Genomic DNA, 16,207 nt, shown 5'->3' with positions numbered 1-16,207 from the left:
AATGACAGGTATCATTGCCGGGTTGGTCGTTTGTCTGTTCGTGTATGTCATTCGAGAGACGCTCATGCATGCAGGGGATGAGGATGTAGAGCATTACTAAGCCAACAAGAGAGAGGATTTCCTAATGTCAGAGCAGGAACGCAATACGCTGTATGAATGGATGGGGGGAGCGGAGACGATTCGCCGGATTGTGGAGGCCTTCTACCCTAGAGTGCTGAAGCATCCGTTGCTGGCGCCTCTGTTTCCTTCGGATATTGGACCCGTTATGGATAAGCAATCTATGTTTTTGAGCCAGTTTTTCGGAGGACCGACCTTGTACTCGGATGTTCACGGGCACCCGATGATGCGGGCGAGGCATATGGCTTTTCCCATTACGGTCGAGCGTGCGGACGCATGGCTGGGCTGTATGGCCGAAGCGATGGAAGAAGTAGGCCTGCCGGAAGATCTCCGGGACTTTTTACTCCTGAGGTTGAAAGGCTCCGCATATCACTTTGTGAACACACCCGAAGAAGAATAGTTCTTCTTACCTACACTATTATCCGATAAAGGCGGGGTTACAAGATGGTTGAACCTTTGTATGAGATATCCGTAAAGTGCACCTATTGCGACAACTCCTTCAAATCCATGAAGGTTCGCCCCAGCTTCAAAAAAGCGAGCAAAACAGATACCGACTTCTGTGTTCATTATAAAACGATTAATCCCGACTATTACGTCGTAAGAATTTGTCCTTACTGCGGTTATGCGCATACGGAGAACTTCTCGGACAAGTGGAAGCCGGAACAACGGGAAGCCTTCTATGAGAAAGTCGCCAAGTTCTGGTCGATGCGCAGCTATTCCGGCGAGAGAACGTTCGAGGATACGATGCAAACCTACAAGCTTGCACTGATCAGCGCCCAGATCAAGGAGGAGAAGTCCCGTGTCATCGCCGGACTGCTGCATCATCTGGCGTGGCTGTACAGATCGGTCGGCGACTGGGAGCAGGAGAAGCGGTTCCTGACCTTCGCCCTGGATGCTTATGTGAGCGTATATGAGACCGAGGGAATGGACCTTAACAACGCCAGGCTCATGTATTTGATGGGCGAGCTCAACCGCAGGCTGGGCCGGTTCAATGAAGCGGTCAAATGGTTTTCGCGCATCATTAACGACCGCAAAATTATGGACGCCGGGATGATTCGGGCGAGCCGCGAGCAGTGGGTGGCTACACGTGAGGATATGCTGGCGATCCGTATGGAGCTGCCGGAAGAAATGAAGCAAGCCACTTAAATCATATCGGCTTATAATCCAAAGAACGCTTATCCAAGCGAGGTTGAAGGCAACTTCCCCCGTGTGGCTAAGCGTTCATTTTTTGCGCTTCAATTCCGATTTCACTGTAGTGTGTGAACCGATTCTTCCCCTGATGCTTGGACGCATACAACGCTTGATCCGCTTCATAGATAATTTGCGACAATTCATCCTGCGGCGAACCTGCGGTCGCGATGCCGATGGAGATCGTAATGGGCGCCGGAACCGAGTGGTTCTTATGCCGGAAAGCTTCCGCCACCTGGAAACACAATCGCTGCGCGTACAGGCTCAGGCGAATCGGATCGGCCTCCATACTGAGCAGAATGAATTCTTCACCGCCATATCTGGCCAGATAATCCTCCTCGTAGAGATGGGACCGCAGAACGCCGCTCAGCTCCCGCAGCAGTTGATCGCCTTCCAGGTGCCCGAACAGGTCGTTGTACATTTTGAAGTTGTCGAGATCAATCATCATGATCGTGATGGGGCGCTTGCTTAAGGCGCTGCTCGCGATCGGCATGAAGCTGCGCAAATTCGGCAGCTTCGTCAAGCTGTCTTGGTTGGCTTGCAGCTCCAACTGCCGCTGCATCCGCCAACTCTTGTTCTCGTCGTTCACCATCACGATCACCGTGATGAAGGCAGCGGCCATGATGGCGAGCATGAAGAGCAGATCCCCGGCATAAGCCCAGGACAGCCCGTCTGAGAGCAGAGCGTGAGTGATAAGCCGAAGAATGAAGACATAGGAGCATATTTGGAGCCCATGGCGAATAGGTATGTCCAAGAAGCCGCCGCGGTATTCTTTATTGTGGAAGAAGGAGCTGATGAGCGCTGGGGCAATCAGATCTTGCGTGATGTTGAACCAGGCATGGCTTTCCTGCGAGAGGAGGCCGAAGCCCGCCGGCAATATCGTCGAGATCAGGGCTACTGGCAAGCCGTAACGCAGCCCCGCCATGAAAATGGGCAAGGACCGCAGATCGACGAGACCTAGCGGCGCCGGCAAAGGCTCCAGCATCATGATGATACATGCGAGGCCGGTAAGCAAAGGGGCAATCAGCTTCTCGTACGAATCAATCAGCATCTTGCTGCGAACTTTGATCGCTACATAATTGAGCGTGATTAAAGTGCACGCACTTGTCAATGGAACGAGATACTCGTGCATAAATACTCTTTCTACTCCTCGCGCTGTGAAAGCAGCAAATGTTACTTGCGGATAGCGGAATCCGCCAATAAGTAATCGCGGTCTGTGTCGACGAGCGTCAGTCTATTGTGACAGCATGGGAACACAAGCAGCTTTTTTTTGCCTTCGTGAATGGACTTCAGTTCGTGGATTTTGAGCGGCAGCAGCACATTGGGGCTATGGCAAAACGGACATTCGGCCACATAAATGTCCTTCATGATGATGTCATAAGGCCATGTGTTTGCAAAAGGGACCAGCATGGTTACTTCTTGTCCCCTTCGCCGGATTCCGATGCGGAGTTTTTGGCAAGCTCGGCAATTTTCTGAAGTAAAATATGTTGTGGCATATGCATGAGATGCTCCAAGGGCACGCCAAGCTGCTCGGCCAGCTTAACAGCTGTTTCTGGAGAAATTTGTAACGGTTTCATTGTTCATCACACCATCCTGTTCCGAATTAGTTTGCAGGAACTTTACTTCATTGAATCATACTTTTTACCTATAAGCAATGAGGAAGATTGCGATGATTGCCCGCCATGCATCCTTTATGATTTAATAAAAGATGGAAAGGAAAGGTGATGATTTTGCTTCATTTACCTCTTAATCAAACATGGAATTTAGAAACCTTTTTCCCTGGCGGAAGCGATTCTCCCGCATTCGCAGCGCATCTGAAGGAGCTTCAGGCTTCGATTGCCGCTTTCCAAGAGCAGGTGCGGAACACGCCTTCCCCGCAAGCGGTTTCCGATTCGGCAGGGCTGGCCAAGCTGGTCGAGCTGCTTCAGCGTAATTTGATGAATATTCATGAAGCGGATTCCTTCGTAGGCTGTCTGCTGGCCGACAATCAGAAGGATAAGAAAGCTCCTGCGCTCAATGGCCAAGTGAAAAGCTTGCAAGCCGAGTATCAATCGTCGCTTACGCACTTCGATCAAGTATTGACCGGCATTCCGGACAGGGTATGGAAGGAGCTGCTGCAGCAACAACCGTTCCAAGCCGTTGCATTCCCGCTAGACGAACGCCGGGCGTTGGCCAAAGAGAAGCTGTCGCCGGAGCAAGAAGCTTTAATTAACGATTTGGCCGTAGACGGTTATCACGGGTGGGGCGACTTGTATAATTCGACCGTTGGTCAATTCCGTATGTCCGTTGAGGTGGACGGCGAGACCGTGGAGCTTTCAGCCGGTCAAGCTTTCAACAAGCTGCATACGGAGAACCGGGAAGAGCGTCTGGCGCTGTTCGAGAAATGGGAGCAGGCCTGGACGGACCAAGAAGATTACTGTGCGGAGGCGCTGAATCATCTGGCAGGGTTCCGTCTGCAAGTGTATAAGTACAGAGGGTGGAACTCCATACATAAAGAGCCGCTAGCCATCAACCGCATGGAGGAGAAAACGCTCCAGGTGATGTGGGAGGTAATCGACCGCAATAAAGACATTTTCGTCGAATATTTGCGTCGCAAAGCGAAATTGATGGGCGTTGATAAATTAGCCTGGGTCGATGTGGATGCTCCGCTAGGCGATTCGTCGAAGAAGATCTCTTACGATGAAGGAGCGAGCTTGATCGTCGAGCAATTCGAGCGGTTCAGTCCGAAGCTGGCCGCGTTCTCCGAGATGGCCTTCGAGAACCGCTGGATCGAAGCGGAGGATCGCCCGGGCAAGCGTCCCGGCGGCTTCTGCACCTCGTTCCCGGTGGCGGGGGAGACTCGCATCTTCATGACGTACGGCGGCACGCTTAACAACGTATCTACGCTAGCGCACGAGCTCGGCCACGGGTACCATCAGCACGTCATGACGGATATGCCTGCGCTGGCGCAGGAGTATGCGATGAACGTCGCAGAAACGGCGTCTACCTTCGCCGAGATGATCGTCGCGGACGCGGTGGTGAAGAGCGCCGCCACGGATGAAGAGCGGATTGTGCTGCTCGAGGACAAAATCCAGCGGGCGATCGCGTTCTTCATGAATATTCATGCGCGGTTCATCTTCGAAACGAACTTCTACGCGGAGCGGAGCCAAGGGCTCGTCAGCGTGGAACGCTTGAACGAGCTGATGGTGGACGCTCAGAAGGTTGCGTTCAAAGATGCGTTAAGCAGCTATCATCCGCATTTCTGGGCGGCCAAGCTGCACTTCTACGCTACGGACGTGCCGTTCTATAACTTCCCGTATACGTTCGGCTATTTGTTCAGCAGCGGCATCTATGCACGCGCTGTGCAGGAAGGTCCCGCGTTCGAAGACAAGTACGTCGCCTTGCTGCGAGACACAGGCAGCATGAACGTAGAGGAGCTTGCGCAGAAGCATCTGGGCGTTGATCTGACGAAGCCGGATTTCTGGCAAAGCGCTGTGGATATGGCCATCCAAGATGTCAGAGAGTTCATGAAGCTGACGGAAGACAAGGTTCGCGCATAACGAACGATTGATGTAAAAACAAGCTGGCCCGTTGCATACGGCGCCAGCTTGTTGTGCGTTACCTGAGGTTTATAATTTGAATACCTGAATCGTCTGCTGCAGCTGTGTGACGACACGAGTCATTTCTTCCGCTTGGGATACGATCCCTTGTACGGTGGCGATTTGCTCGTTCATGGATGCCGAGACTTCTTGCGTGCCGGCGGCGGACTCCTCCGTGATGGCGGAGATGTTCTCCATGGCAGCGGCGATCTGCCCCGAGCTGATTAGCATCTGCTCGCTTTCTTCGGCGAAACGGGTGATTTCTTCAGAGATGAAGCCGACGCTGTCCACAATTTGCGCGAATACCGTCTCGGTTTGATCGATGAGCACCGTTTGCTTCTTCACGACATCCTCGTTGACTTGGATGCTGCGAATCGCATCCTGAATGCCTTGCTCGATGCTTTTGACGAAGCCGAACACCTCGCGTGTCAAGGAAGTCGATTCCTCGGCAAGCTTGCGCACCTCGGAGGCGACGACGGCGAAGCCCCGCCCGTGCTCGCCGGCTCTGGCCGCTTCGATTGAAGCGTTAAGGGACAGCAGGTTCGTCTGCTCGGCAATCTCCGAAATGGCGCGGGTAACGTTCGAAATGCCGGCCGCTTGACGGGCGAGCATATCAATGGTCTCGGAGACTTGCCCCGTGACCTCCACATTCCGTTTCATGCCGATGCCTTGGCTTTCTACGGAAATGCGGCCTTTCTCAACAAGAGACATCATGTGATCGGAGCGGTCCTTCATCTCCTTGGTCGAACCGGCATAGGTGACGAGCTTCACTTCGATATCTTTGGAAGTAATGGAAACGCCCGAAACTTCTTCGGAAATTTGTCCGGCGCCGGCTGCCAACTCATGGGCGGATATGCTCACTTGCTCCAGAACACCGCGGAAATTTTCGTTCTTGGAATAAATATCGCGGCTGGTTTGGAAAACCTGTTTGGAAATAGAGCCCGTATCGCGAAGAATATCGCGGAGCTTATCGATCATTTTATTGAAGGATTGCCCCAGTTGGCCAAGCGTATCATCGGAAGTTACGTTAACTTTCTGAGAGAAGTCCCCTTTGGCGATGTTGAGCGCGATGCGGGACAGATCCGCCACAGGTTCCGTCAATTGATTCTCAAACCATTTGATGAACGGATAGCTGAGGGCCAGAAGAACGACAAGGAAAATAATTCCTAGTAAGCGGTTCCATTCTGAAGCAAACGAAAGAATTAACAAAAATACACAGTTCAATCCAATTAATGCATAGCAACCCAGCTGTAATTTTTTACGAAACGACAGGTTTGACATTTTGTCCATCTGACCGACTCCTCGCGAAATTTGTTATTTATGCAGGATGAATGGCTTATGTTTGAAAATTATAACATTGAATCTGGAAACATTCTACATCATTTCGACAAAAATCGTTCGCAATCGTAGTTCTTTTGGAGCAATGATTAAGAAATGATAAAAAATAGCAGAATTGCGTGAATATTTAGAATAAACTGTTGAAAATTGTCAAATAGAGTTTTATAATAGGTCTACAATCTTGGAATATACATAATAAGTAAAAAATAATAGCATAAGGAGGAATATGATGAGGTTGGATCAAGGCGCACTTGCCAGACAAATTGATCTGGTATTTCGAAAATTGAAGGAGGAATTGTCGCATACGAGCTCTGGCACGGTTTTTGTTCATATTCGCAATGATGAGATCGGCAAGTTCGGAGTGAAGCATCTTCCCTTCGAGGGCAAGGACGGCGTGCTGCCGGCTTGGTCGAACAAGGGATTAACGGAGCAGCAGTACCGGTCGTTTCGCCAGATGGCGATTGATTCTCTTGCTAGGAAAAAAGGCTGGACTCACGGTGAAATCATGTTTGATTATACCGTGCGGCATGACATGCTGTCGGCCAGTATCAGTTTTGAAAGCAATTATAATATGGCGAGTCTCGCCCAAACGATGTAGCACTCATTCATACCAAATATCCCCCGATCCTGAATAGGAAAGGGGGATTTGCTGCGTTAACCGCGATCTCTGCTGCGGTAGAGGACATAGATGAACAGCGGGGCGCCGATCGCCGCTGTGAAGACGCCGGCCGGAATATCCAGCGGCTTGAACAGGAAGCGTCCGGCGAGATCCGCCAGCAGGAGCAGCAAGGAGCCGGTCAGCGCGGAGACGGGGATCAGCGAGCCGAAGCTGGGACCTACGAGCTTGCGCGCGATGTGAGGCGCCATAAGTCCGATGAAGTTGATGGCGCCGCCGAAGGCTACCGCCGCTCCGGAAAGCGCGACGCTTAGAAGAATAAGGAAGAAACGTTGGCGCTGTACGCTGCTCCCCACATTCCGGGCGATGTCTTCGCCTAAGGACTGTATGGTAATATGCCGTGCATACAGGAAGATGGCCGGAATCAATATGCCCACCCAAGGAAGCAGCGGATAGACAGCCTTCTGCCAGGATACGCCGTAGATGCTGCCGGTCATGAAGGTCAACGATTGATTCGCCAAAATGATGGGACCGGATATCATCATCAGGTACGAGAGCGCGCTCATCGCCGCTGTGAAGCCGGTGCCGATCAGAACGAGGCGCAGCGGAGTAATCCCGTTCTTCCAGGATAGAGCGTACACCAGCAAGGTGGCGGTGAAGGCACCGAGAATCGCGGCGACAGGCAGCCAGTGGATGCTGATTTTATCCGAGAAGAAGAAGAAAAACGATACGGCGCCCAGTGTTGCGCCGCCGGTGGAGCCGATCGTATCCGGTGACGTGAGCGGGTTGCGCACGATCCCTTGCAGGATCGCCCCGGCAACGCCGAGCGAAGCCCCGATCAGGACGGCGACGATCACCCGAGGCAGACGCAGAGATCTGACGATCATGGTGCTGGGGTCCGACCCATAGCCGAAGACGGCTCGCACGACATCGGCCGGCTTGATATAGATGCTGCCGATTCCCGTACTAAGAATCATGACGACGATGACCGCAATGAGCAGGGATAGCGATACAAGGACTGATTTCTTGCTAATCCGATATGAAAAGATTTTACTGCGAACGGTGACATGGCGGCCTGATTTCCTCATTTCAGAAGCCCCCCTTTGCGTGCGATGTAGATGAAGAAGGGAACTCCCAGAATAGCTGTCGCTACGCCGACGTGAACTTCCTTCGGCATGACGATGAACCGCGCGATGATGTCTGCGCCGACAAGCAATATCCCGCCGAAAATCGCGCAATAGGGAATAACCCAGCGATAGTCGATGCCGACGAGGAAGCGGACGATATGCGGGATGATAATCCCGACGAACACAATCGGCCCTGCGACGGCGACGGAGCCTCCGGCCAGGATGACGATGACGACGGCGGTGACGAACTTAATATAGACGGTGCGCTGCCCGAGCCCCTTCGCAACATCGTCTCCCATGGAGAGAATGTTGATGTGCGGCGAGAGGATGAATGCGCCGACCCAGGCGAGCAGGACATAAGGATAGACGGATTGGAGCATGGCCATGGTACGTCCTTCAACCGATCCGACAAGCCAGTAGAGGACTTGATCGAACGCTTTGCCGTTCCCAAGCAGAATGCCTTGGGTCAAGGAGGCGAAGAAGGCCGTCATGGCTGAGCCGGCCAGCGTGATCTTCATTGGCGTGAGCCCGTCGCGGCCTAAGGAGCCGAGGCCATAGACAAGCGTTGAGCTGACGGCGGCGCCGAGGAACGCAATCCATGTGAACTGCGAGAGGCTGGTGACGTTGAAGAATCCGACCGAGAGCACGATGGCGAAGGCGGCCCCGGAGTTGATGCCGAAGATGCTGGGCGAAGCAAGCGGATTCCGCGTCATGGCCTGCATGAGCGCACCTGCGATGGCCAAGCTTCCGCCTACGAGTGCGGCGATTAACGCTCGCGGAATGCGCACCGTTTGGATGATGATCGCTTCGTTGGACGGCTTGGCGGTGCTGTCGAACGACTGCGTAACCTGAGTCCATGTATAGGCATGCAGGCCGAATCTGACGCTGCAGATCATCAGCACGGCCAGAACGGCGATAGCGGCGAGAAGTCCTAGACTTTTATAAATACGATATGTACGTTCATTGCTTGAATTATTCATCTATAAATGCCTGCTTCCCTATATTTCTTGCTTTGTTTATTTTAATAACTAAGGTTAATTAAGTCAACGATTTTGAGAATCATTATCATTTTCGATTGACAGATGGCACGGAAAGAAGTACGATATGTGCAAGATAATGATAATCGTTATCAACACATAGAGAGCGTGGAGGGAATAAGGTCAGATGTTTGCCAAAAATCAACGAAAGAGAGCATGGTCTCTTGTTGCGATTCTGTTTGTTATTTCTATTGTTTTAACAGCATGCGGAGAGAAGCCTGCGGCACAGCCGTCAGCATCCGCAGCACCGCAAGAGTCCGCTAAATCGGATGCTCCTCGTACCATTAAGCATGCTATGGGTGAAACCGCGGTTCCGGCTCAGCCGAAACGCGTTGTTATTTTGACGAATGAAGGAACGGAAGCTCTTCTTGCACTTGGCGTGAAACCGGTCGGGGCCGTAGAATCCTTCACGGGTAAGCCATGGTTCGATCATATCAAAGCTGATATGGAAGGTGTAACGACAGTGGGCGGCGAATCTCAGCCGAACCTGGAAGTGATTGCCTCTCTGAAGCCGGACTTGATTATCGGGAACAAAATGCGCCAGGAGAAAGTATATGAACAGCTGAAAGCGATCGCGCCAACGGTATTCGCAGAGACGCTGCGCGGCGAGTGGAAAAGCAACTTCGCCCTGTATGCGGAGGCATTGAATAAGAAAGCGGAAGGCGACAAAGTGATCGCAGCTTTCGATAAACGTATTGATGATTTCAAAAGCAAAGCCGGCGACAAGCTGAAAGAGAAGGTCGCTGTTGTACGTTTCATGGGAGGCAAAACTCGTTTCTACTATGGAAATATGTTTACAGGCGTTATTTTTAAACAAATCGGCTTTGCCCGTTCGGATGCGAAGAGCGATGAGAAATCGTTCGAAGATATTACGAAGGAGCGTCTGACAGAGCTTGATGCAGCGGACCGCGTCTTCTACTTCACATACGAAACCGGCGACGGCAAAGGCACGAAGCAAGAGGAAGAGTGGATGAACGATCCGCTTTGGAAAAACCTCAAAGTTGTGAAAGAGAACAAGCTGGTGAAAGTTAACGATGCCACTTGGAACACAGCAGGCGGTGTGAAAGCGGCGAATATCATGCTGGACGATCTGTACAAAATCTACAATATCCAGCCTTAATCAAGGAAGGACTGCTGACGGGCAGTCCTTTTTCTTTACACAACAAAAAGGAGGGCTTCCTTTCTTAAAAAGGATAGCCCTCACTTGTTTAAGTATAGGAGAGACGATTATCTGCTGAATCTGTTCACGCTGCCGCCTGCAAGTTGTTGTTCAGCGATTTGAACAAGGCGACGAGTGATGTTTCCACCAATGGAACCTGTGTCACGGGAAGTCATGTAGCCGTAGTAGCCGTCTTGAGGAATTTGGATGCCCAGTTCTTGAGCAACTTCAAATTTCATTTGATCCAAAGCGGCATTCGCTTGTGGAACAACCAAGGTGTTGCTGTTGCGATTTTGTGCCATCTGATATCACCTCCAGTAGTAGGTAGTATAATCTGTTTTGTCAAATATACTCGTCAAAAAAACTGGAAATTTCCACCACGAAATAGACGGGTTAGAAGCGGGATTGGACAGTCTTTGATATAATAAGAAAAATGAGGAGAAACGGAGGGGAAATCAATGTTCGAACTATCCGTGGAGGGCTGGTCGCTCGACAAAGATTTGCAAATCATACAAGCGGATGTCCGCATGGCGGTCGACGGGAGCATCCTGATCGAGGAGCCTCTCTGCATTGATGTAGGACTTCCTGCTTTATTGTACAGTGCTCTGCATGACACGGAGCCCGATCGGTTCGCACCGCCGGACGAATGGGTGAAGATGCCGTTCTTCGTGTGCGGCTGCGGGGACCCGGAGTGCAGAGGCTTCTCTTTCGTCGTGCATCACAAGGATCGGAATGAGCTGGAGCTCATTTCCGTTGAAGAACGCGGGGATGGGACGCACCGCAAGTTTGAGAACCATTTGATTGCCGTGTCCGACTACAGAAAGCAGGTTCTGCGAATCGGGGAAACGTATCTAGCCTTCATTCAAGGCTTGGATTACAGGCCTTATTATGCCGACACCGTGAAGGTTGTAGAAGAACTCGTGGAGCAATTACATCAACAATAACGGAGTGAATGGGATGGCAGCAGCGAAATATTATGTCGTTTGGGTCGGGCATAAACCCGGCATTTACCGGTCATGGGCGGAATGTCAGGCACAGACGAACGGGTACCCGCAAGCGCGGTTCAAATCGTACGAATCGGAAGCGGAAGCCAGACAGGCGTTCGAGAAAGGTTGGCAGAAATCGCTGAATTTCTCGGGAGCAGGGTCGTCTGCGTCGAAGTCCGGCAAGCCGGCAACTCCGGAGACCGCTCCGGAGGTCGACTACGACAGCTTGTCCGTGGACGTAGGCTGCTCGGGGAATCCGGGCATTGTGGAATATAAAGGCGTCGATACGCGAACAGGCGAGATCCTATTCTATCAGGGGCCGATTGCCAAAGGAACGAACAATTTGGGTGAATTTCTGGCCATCGTGCATGGTCTGGCTTACTTGCAGAAGCTTGGAAGCAATAAGACGATCTATACGGATTCCGTCACGGCTTTGAGTTGGATCCGGAAGAAAGAAGTATCCACCAACCTTGTCCGCGACGCTTCTACGGAAGAAATCTGGACGTTGGTGGACCGCGCTTTGAAGTGGCTGCGCAGCCATACCTATACGAACAAAATCGTGAAATGGGATACGAAGAAGTGGGGAGAAATCAAAGCAGATTTTGGAAGAAAATAATCTCCTATTTTTTACGTTGACGCGTCAGTACACGAAAGGGAGAAATTTGACGAAAAGTGTGTTATGATAGATTCATTATTTTTTAAAAATTAACTAATGGAATTTAGGAGGAATACAGTATGGCTCATCCAAAACAGCGCAGCGACATGATTAAAAAAGGATTCGACCGCGCTCCTCACCGCAGTTTGCTGCGTGCAGCCGGCGTTAAAGAGGAAGATTTCGGCAAGCCGTTTATCGCGGTTTGTAACTCTTATATAGACATTATTCCTGGACATGTGCATTTGCAAGAATTCGGTAAGCTCGTGAAGGAAGCCATTCGCGAAGCGGGCGGCGTTCCGTTCGAATTCAACACGATCGGTGTTGACGACGGTATCGCGATGGGCCACATCGGTATGCGTTATTCCTTGCCAAGCCGTGAAATTATCGCTGATTCCCTGGAAACGGTCGTTAACGCTCACTGGTTCGATGGCATGATCTGTATTCCTAACTGTGACAAAATTACACCGGGCATGATCATGGGCGCGCTTCGCGTTAACATCCCGACGATGTTAGTCAGCGGCGGTCCGATGAAAGCCGGTAAAGATAAGAACGGCAGATCGATCTCCTTGTCTTCCGTTTTCGAAGGCGTGGGCGCGTATCAAGCCGGTAAAATCGACGAGAAAGGTCTGGAAGAGCTTGAGCAATATGGCTGTCCGACCTGCGGTTCCTGCTCCGGTATGTTCACGGCGAACTCCATGAACTGCTTGGCTGAAGGTCTGGGCCTTGCTATGCCGGGCAACGGCACGATTCTGGCTGTTGCCGAAGAGCGTAAGCAATTCGTCAAAGATTGCGCGAAACAGCTGATGACACTGATCGAGAGAGATATCAAGCCTCGCGACATCGTGACGATCGAAGCGATCGACAACGCGTTCGCGCTGGATATGGCGATGGGCGGTTCCACGAACACCGTGCTTCATACGCTGGCTATCGCTGCGGAAGCAGGTATCGATTATCCGATCGCGCGCATCAACGAAGTGGCGGAGCGCGTTCCTCATCTGGCGAAGATCGCACCGGCTTCGGACTATCACATTGAAGATGTGCATTTGGCGGGCGGCGTGAGCGCAATTATCAATGAGCTGCTGAAGAAGCCGGGCGCTTTCGACGGCGATCGTCTATCGGTTACCGGAAATACGATCCGCGAGAACGTAGCCGGCTGCGAGATCCAGAACACGGACGTCATCCATCCATTAAGCAACCCGCACAGCGAAAGAGGCGGACTTGCTGTATTGTTCGGTAACCTGGCGCCGGAAGGCAGTATCGTTAAGGTAGGCGCGGTTGACAAATCCGTTGGCGGACGCCACATCGGTCCTGCGATCTGCTTCAACTCCCAAGACGAAGCGCTTCATGGCATTGCTAACGGCCAAGTGAAAGAAGGCCACGTCGTCGTAATCCGCTACGAAGGACCAAAAGGCGGACCTGGTATGCCGGAAATGCTGGCGCCAACTTCACAGATCGTCGGTATGGGTCTAGGCGCGAAAGTGGCCCTGATCACGGACGGACGCTTCTCGGGCGCATCCCGTGGTATTTCCATCGGGCATATGTCTCCGGAAGCGGCAGAGGGCGGACCTCTCGCTTTCGTACAAGACGGCGACATTATCGATGTGGATATGGACGGCCGCAAAATCGAGCTGCAAATCAGCGACGAAGAATTTGCGAAGCGCCGCGAGAACTGGGCAGGCTTCGAACCGAAAATCCGTTCCGGTTACTTGGCGCGTTACACCAAAATGGTAACGAATGCGAGTGCAGGCGCGATTTTGAAAATCTAATTAAAAAACTGCCGGGGCTTTGCGAGCTCCGGCAGTTTTTTTTGACCCATTCACAGAAAGAAATGCAAGAACAGCAGCGAACCGGCGAAAACCGTAACGGCAACGACGATGGAGAGCGTCAAGACGAAGCGCGCTTTGAAGATCGAGAGCATCATGAGCGTGCTCTTGACGTCGATCATCGGGCCGAACACGAGGAAGGCCAGCAGGGAGCCCGGCGAGAACGTTCTGGCGAAGGAGGCCGCTACGAAAGCATCCGTTGTGGAGCACAGGGAAAGCAGGTAGGCGAAGCCCATCATGAAGACGTGTGAGACAAGGGTTCCTTGACCGATTGCGGACAAGCTGTCTTGGGCGACGAAGGTTTGGATCAGTGCCGTCAGGAAGGCGCCGAGCATCAGGTACTTGCTCATCTCGATCAGCTCGGAAGTGCCGTGGCTGAGCATGGTCGCCAATCGGCTGTCGCCGTGGGCGTGGTGATGACCGTGGTGGTCATGATGATGCTCGTGACTGTGGTTATGACTGTGGTTATGGCTGTGGTTATGAATGTGGTTGTGGGAGTGTTCATGAGGATGGCTAAGGGTATGGTTATGAGCATGATCGTGATCGTGATCGTCGTGATTGTGATTGTGATTGTGATCATGAACGTGCACGGCATGGCGCAAAGGGTTGCTCTTCAGGAACCGCGTGAGGAGAAGTCCCACGACAAGTGCCACGCCGAAGGTAAGTCCCATGCGCGAATACGCCATCTCCGGCTCGCCGCGGAATGCCATGAAGGTCGAAGCGAACACGATCGGATTCAGAATCGGTCCGACGAGAATGAAGATGACGGCGATGTAGACCGGCATGCCTTTGCGCATCAGGCGGCGAACGAAAGGAATCATGCCGCATTCACAGAGCGGGAACATGATGCCGAGCACGCAGGCGAACAGAATGCCGCCGAGCGGGTGTTTGGGCGTCAATCTCCGAATGTATCCCTCGGGAATGAAGTTCTCCACGACGGTGGACAGGATGACGCCCATGAGCATGAAGGGCAGGGCATCCAGGAAGATGTCCATGAAGGAGGCAAAAACAAGCTTCGTATCATACAGAAGCACCCCCGCTTGCGGAAGCTCTCTCGTCGTCACGATGAGGTAGAGGAGAAGTACACAAATCAAAGTGGAGATGGGAAGGCTCCACCGGTATAGTGTTGATGACAATTCGTCGACACCCCTTTTTCCGGATAATATCTATACCTATGTCCATGCCGGGCTATATAGGACAAAGACCTCGGTTGACAATCCAAAGTCAAGGTGTATAATAATAGAAAATCAATTAGCGATGACAGGAACAAGTACATTTGTCTCCCGTTTCTCAGAGAGCCGGTGGTTGGTGCGAACCGGTGAAACGAACAAATCGAATGGATCCTTGAGCTTGAGGCTGAACACAGCATAGGAATCGCCGGAACCTAGGCCGGAATGAAGTCCTGCGCTGACAAGTATGCCGAACGGCTGCTCTCCGTTACAAGAGCCTGAAGGTCTTGGCGGCTGAAGTGCCCCAATGACAAATTAGGGTGGTACCACGGTCTCTCGTCCCTTGCGGGGAGAGGCCTTTTTGTTGTTTTTTTAGATCGATCAAGTTGATGTAGACGATGGAGGGACTCTCGATGAAACGAGTATTATCAGGTATGCAATCCAGCGGACAGCTGACAATCGGCAACTATATCGGGGCGCTGCGCAATTATGTGAAGCTTCAGCACTTGCACCGCTGCTATTTCATGGTCGTGGATATGCACGCCATTACCGTACCGCAGGACCCTGCGGCGCTGAAGGAACAGACGGAATCTATCGCTGCGCTGTACATTGCGGCGGGGTTAGACCCGAATAAAGCATCCATCTTCCTGCAATCCCACGTTCCGGCGCACGCGGAGCTCGGCTGGATTATGACGACGTTGACGCATATGGGAGAGCTGGAGCGGATGACCCAGTTCAAAGACAAGTCGGAGGGCAAAGATTCCGTAGGAGCAGGTCTCTTCACGTATCCTTCCTTGATGGCGGCGGACATCCTGCTGTACAATGCCGATCTTATCCCGGTTGGTGACGATCAGAAGCAGCATTTGGAGCTGACGCGCGATTTGGCGAACCGGTTCAACAACCGTTTCGGGGAAATGTTCGTGATGCCACAGCCGTATATGCCTGAAATTGGCGCCAGAATCATGTCCTTGGATGATGCTTCGAAGAAAATGAGCAAGAGCTCGCCGAACGCAGGCAGCTACATTGCGATGCTGGACGATCCGTCTGTGATCCGCAAGAAGCTGAGCCGTGCCGTTACCGATTCGGGCCGCGAAGTGAAATATGATCCGCAGAACAAGCCGGAAGTGAGCAATCTGATTTCGATCTACTCGCACTTTGCCGAGATGAGCGTCGCTGAGATCGAAGCCAAGTACGACGGGCAGGGCTATGGTCCCTTCAAGAAGGATCTGGCGGAACAGGTTGTTGCTGTCCTGGAGCCGATTCAACAGCGTTACCAAGAAATTCGCCGTTCGGGAGAAGTCTTCGATATTTTGAGAAAAGGCGCGCAGGAAGCCGCTGAGGTGGCTAACGAAACGCTGCTTGAAGTGAAGAAACGGATGGGCTTTGTAGTCTTGTAGTCTAAGATCAAAGGCCG

17 protein-coding genes, 1 pseudogene and 1 other annotated feature are annotated in these 16,207 nt (G+C 52.1%); of the genes and pseudogenes, 9 read left to right on the top strand and 9 right to left on the bottom strand.

Annotated features, from left to right (window positions below; translation table 11 throughout):
- Positions 1 to 124: 124 nt before the first annotated feature.
- Both J2X61_RS16750 and J2X61_RS16745 read left to right on the top strand, forming a co-directional pair.
- The gene (locus tag J2X61_RS16750; RefSeq protein ID WP_274472385.1) at positions 125 to 517 is read left to right on the top strand and encodes a globin domain-containing protein; all 393 of its coding nucleotides are present in this window, start codon (positions 125 to 127) and stop codon (positions 515 to 517) included.
- A gap of 44 nt (positions 518 to 561) precedes the next feature.
- The gene (locus tag J2X61_RS16745; protein WP_310189264.1) at positions 562 to 1,263 is read left to right on the top strand and encodes a DUF2225 domain-containing protein; all 702 of its coding nucleotides are present in this window, start codon (positions 562 to 564) and stop codon (positions 1,261 to 1,263) included.
- Between the two features lie 67 nt (positions 1,264 to 1,330).
- On the opposite strand, the gene J2X61_RS16740 is transcribed toward J2X61_RS16745, so the two are convergent.
- From J2X61_RS16740 to J2X61_RS16730, 3 genes are read right to left on the bottom strand one after another with little or no spacing between them, the layout of a single operon-like run.
- Positions 1,331 to 2,437 carry a GGDEF domain-containing protein gene (locus J2X61_RS16740; RefSeq protein WP_310189261.1) on the bottom strand — a complete coding sequence of 369 codons (1,107 nt, stop codon included), beginning with the start codon at positions 2,435 to 2,437 and terminating at the stop codon, positions 1,331 to 1,333.
- A 41-nt stretch (positions 2,438 to 2,478) separates the two neighbouring features.
- Positions 2,479 to 2,712, bottom strand: coding sequence for a hypothetical protein (locus J2X61_RS16735; RefSeq protein WP_274472529.1), 234 nt, complete (start codon positions 2,710 to 2,712; stop codon positions 2,479 to 2,481).
- Between the two features lie 5 nt (positions 2,713 to 2,717).
- The gene (locus J2X61_RS16730; RefSeq protein WP_274472388.1) at positions 2,718 to 2,882 is read right to left on the bottom strand and encodes a YycC family protein; all 165 of its coding nucleotides are present in this window, start codon (positions 2,880 to 2,882) and stop codon (positions 2,718 to 2,720) included.
- 153 nt (positions 2,883 to 3,035) lie between these two features.
- On the opposite strand from J2X61_RS16730, the gene J2X61_RS16725 reads away from it, so the two are divergent.
- Positions 3,036 to 4,844 carry a M3 family oligoendopeptidase gene (locus J2X61_RS16725; RefSeq protein WP_310189258.1) on the top strand — a complete coding sequence of 603 codons (1,809 nt, stop codon included), beginning with the start codon at positions 3,036 to 3,038 and terminating at the stop codon, positions 4,842 to 4,844.
- 69 nt (positions 4,845 to 4,913) lie between these two features.
- Here J2X61_RS16725 and J2X61_RS16720 read toward each other — a convergent pair whose 3' ends face one another.
- Together J2X61_RS16720 and J2X61_RS36370 are read right to left on the bottom strand one after the other, a co-directional pair.
- Positions 4,914 to 5,861, bottom strand: a complete 948-nt coding sequence (locus tag J2X61_RS16720) for a methyl-accepting chemotaxis protein (protein ID WP_396135461.1) — start codon at positions 5,859 to 5,861, stop codon at positions 4,914 to 4,916.
- A pseudogene (locus tag J2X61_RS36370) lies at positions 5,853 to 6,164 on the bottom strand (HAMP domain-containing protein); the annotation flags it as partial. The pseudogene J2X61_RS36370 and the gene J2X61_RS16720, both read right to left, overlap by 9 nt.
- 286 nt (positions 6,165 to 6,450) lie before the next feature.
- Here J2X61_RS36370 and J2X61_RS16715 point away from each other — a divergent pair.
- Positions 6,451 to 6,819 carry an O-methyltransferase gene (locus tag J2X61_RS16715; protein ID WP_310189253.1) on the top strand — a complete coding sequence of 123 codons (369 nt, stop codon included), beginning with the start codon at positions 6,451 to 6,453 and terminating at the stop codon, positions 6,817 to 6,819.
- Between the two features lie 56 nt (positions 6,820 to 6,875).
- On the opposite strand, the gene J2X61_RS16710 is transcribed toward J2X61_RS16715, so the two are convergent.
- Positions 6,876 to 7,925, bottom strand: a complete 1,050-nt coding sequence (locus J2X61_RS16710) for a FecCD family ABC transporter permease (protein ID WP_274472392.1) — start codon at positions 7,923 to 7,925, stop codon at positions 6,876 to 6,878.
- Positions 7,922 to 8,944: a FecCD family ABC transporter permease gene (locus J2X61_RS16705; protein ID WP_274472393.1), complete on the bottom strand. Its 1,023-nt coding sequence runs from the start codon at positions 8,942 to 8,944 to the stop codon at positions 7,922 to 7,924. Before J2X61_RS16705 ends, J2X61_RS16710 begins: the two co-directional genes overlap by 4 nt.
- Positions 8,945 to 9,128: 184 nt before the next feature.
- Between J2X61_RS16705 and J2X61_RS16700 the strand changes: the two genes are divergently transcribed.
- Positions 9,129 to 10,121 carry an ABC transporter substrate-binding protein gene (locus J2X61_RS16700; RefSeq protein WP_274472394.1) on the top strand — a complete coding sequence of 331 codons (993 nt, stop codon included), beginning with the start codon at positions 9,129 to 9,131 and terminating at the stop codon, positions 10,119 to 10,121.
- 107 nt (positions 10,122 to 10,228) lie between these two features.
- Here J2X61_RS16700 and J2X61_RS16695 read toward each other — a convergent pair whose 3' ends face one another.
- Positions 10,229 to 10,462 carry an alpha/beta-type small acid-soluble spore protein gene (locus tag J2X61_RS16695; protein ID WP_274472395.1) on the bottom strand — a complete coding sequence of 78 codons (234 nt, stop codon included), beginning with the start codon at positions 10,460 to 10,462 and terminating at the stop codon, positions 10,229 to 10,231.
- A gap of 156 nt (positions 10,463 to 10,618) precedes the next feature.
- Here J2X61_RS16695 and J2X61_RS16690 point away from each other — a divergent pair, with 156 nt between their 5' ends.
- The 3 genes from J2X61_RS16690 to ilvD all read left to right on the top strand — a co-directional run bounded on the left by J2X61_RS16690 (position 10,619) and on the right by ilvD (position 13,567).
- A complete protein-coding gene (locus tag J2X61_RS16690; protein WP_274472396.1) occupies positions 10,619 to 11,104 on the top strand; it encodes a hypothetical protein in 486 nt (161 codons plus the stop codon).
- A 13-nt stretch (positions 11,105 to 11,117) separates the two neighbouring features.
- Positions 11,118 to 11,762, top strand: coding sequence for a ribonuclease H (gene rnhA / locus J2X61_RS16685; RefSeq protein ID WP_274472397.1), 645 nt, complete (start codon positions 11,118 to 11,120; stop codon positions 11,760 to 11,762).
- A 119-nt stretch (positions 11,763 to 11,881) separates the two neighbouring features.
- On the top strand, positions 11,882 to 13,567 hold the full coding sequence (ilvD, locus tag J2X61_RS16680) for a dihydroxy-acid dehydratase (RefSeq protein WP_274472398.1): 1,686 nt from the start codon (positions 11,882 to 11,884) through the stop codon (positions 13,565 to 13,567).
- A 50-nt stretch (positions 13,568 to 13,617) separates the two neighbouring features.
- On the opposite strand, the gene J2X61_RS16675 is transcribed toward ilvD, so the two are convergent.
- Entirely contained in the window at positions 13,618 to 14,760 is a 1,143-nt protein-coding gene (locus tag J2X61_RS16675) for a permease (protein WP_310189247.1), read from the bottom strand.
- A gap of 112 nt (positions 14,761 to 14,872) precedes the next feature.
- Positions 14,873 to 15,140, top strand: a binding site (T-box leader).
- A 66-nt stretch (positions 15,141 to 15,206) separates the two neighbouring features.
- Between J2X61_RS16675 and trpS the strand changes: the two genes are divergently transcribed.
- Positions 15,207 to 16,190, top strand: a complete 984-nt coding sequence (gene trpS / locus J2X61_RS16670) for a tryptophan--tRNA ligase (RefSeq protein ID WP_310189244.1) — start codon at positions 15,207 to 15,209, stop codon at positions 16,188 to 16,190.
- Positions 16,191 to 16,207: the final 17 nt, after the last annotated feature.

Source organism: Bacillus sp. 3255 (assembly GCF_031456485.1).
GTDB lineage: Bacteria > Bacillota > Bacilli > Paenibacillales > NBRC-103111 > Paenibacillus_E.
Note: the sequence above shows the minus strand (reverse complement) of the source record. Positions and strands in the feature narration are given on the sequence as shown.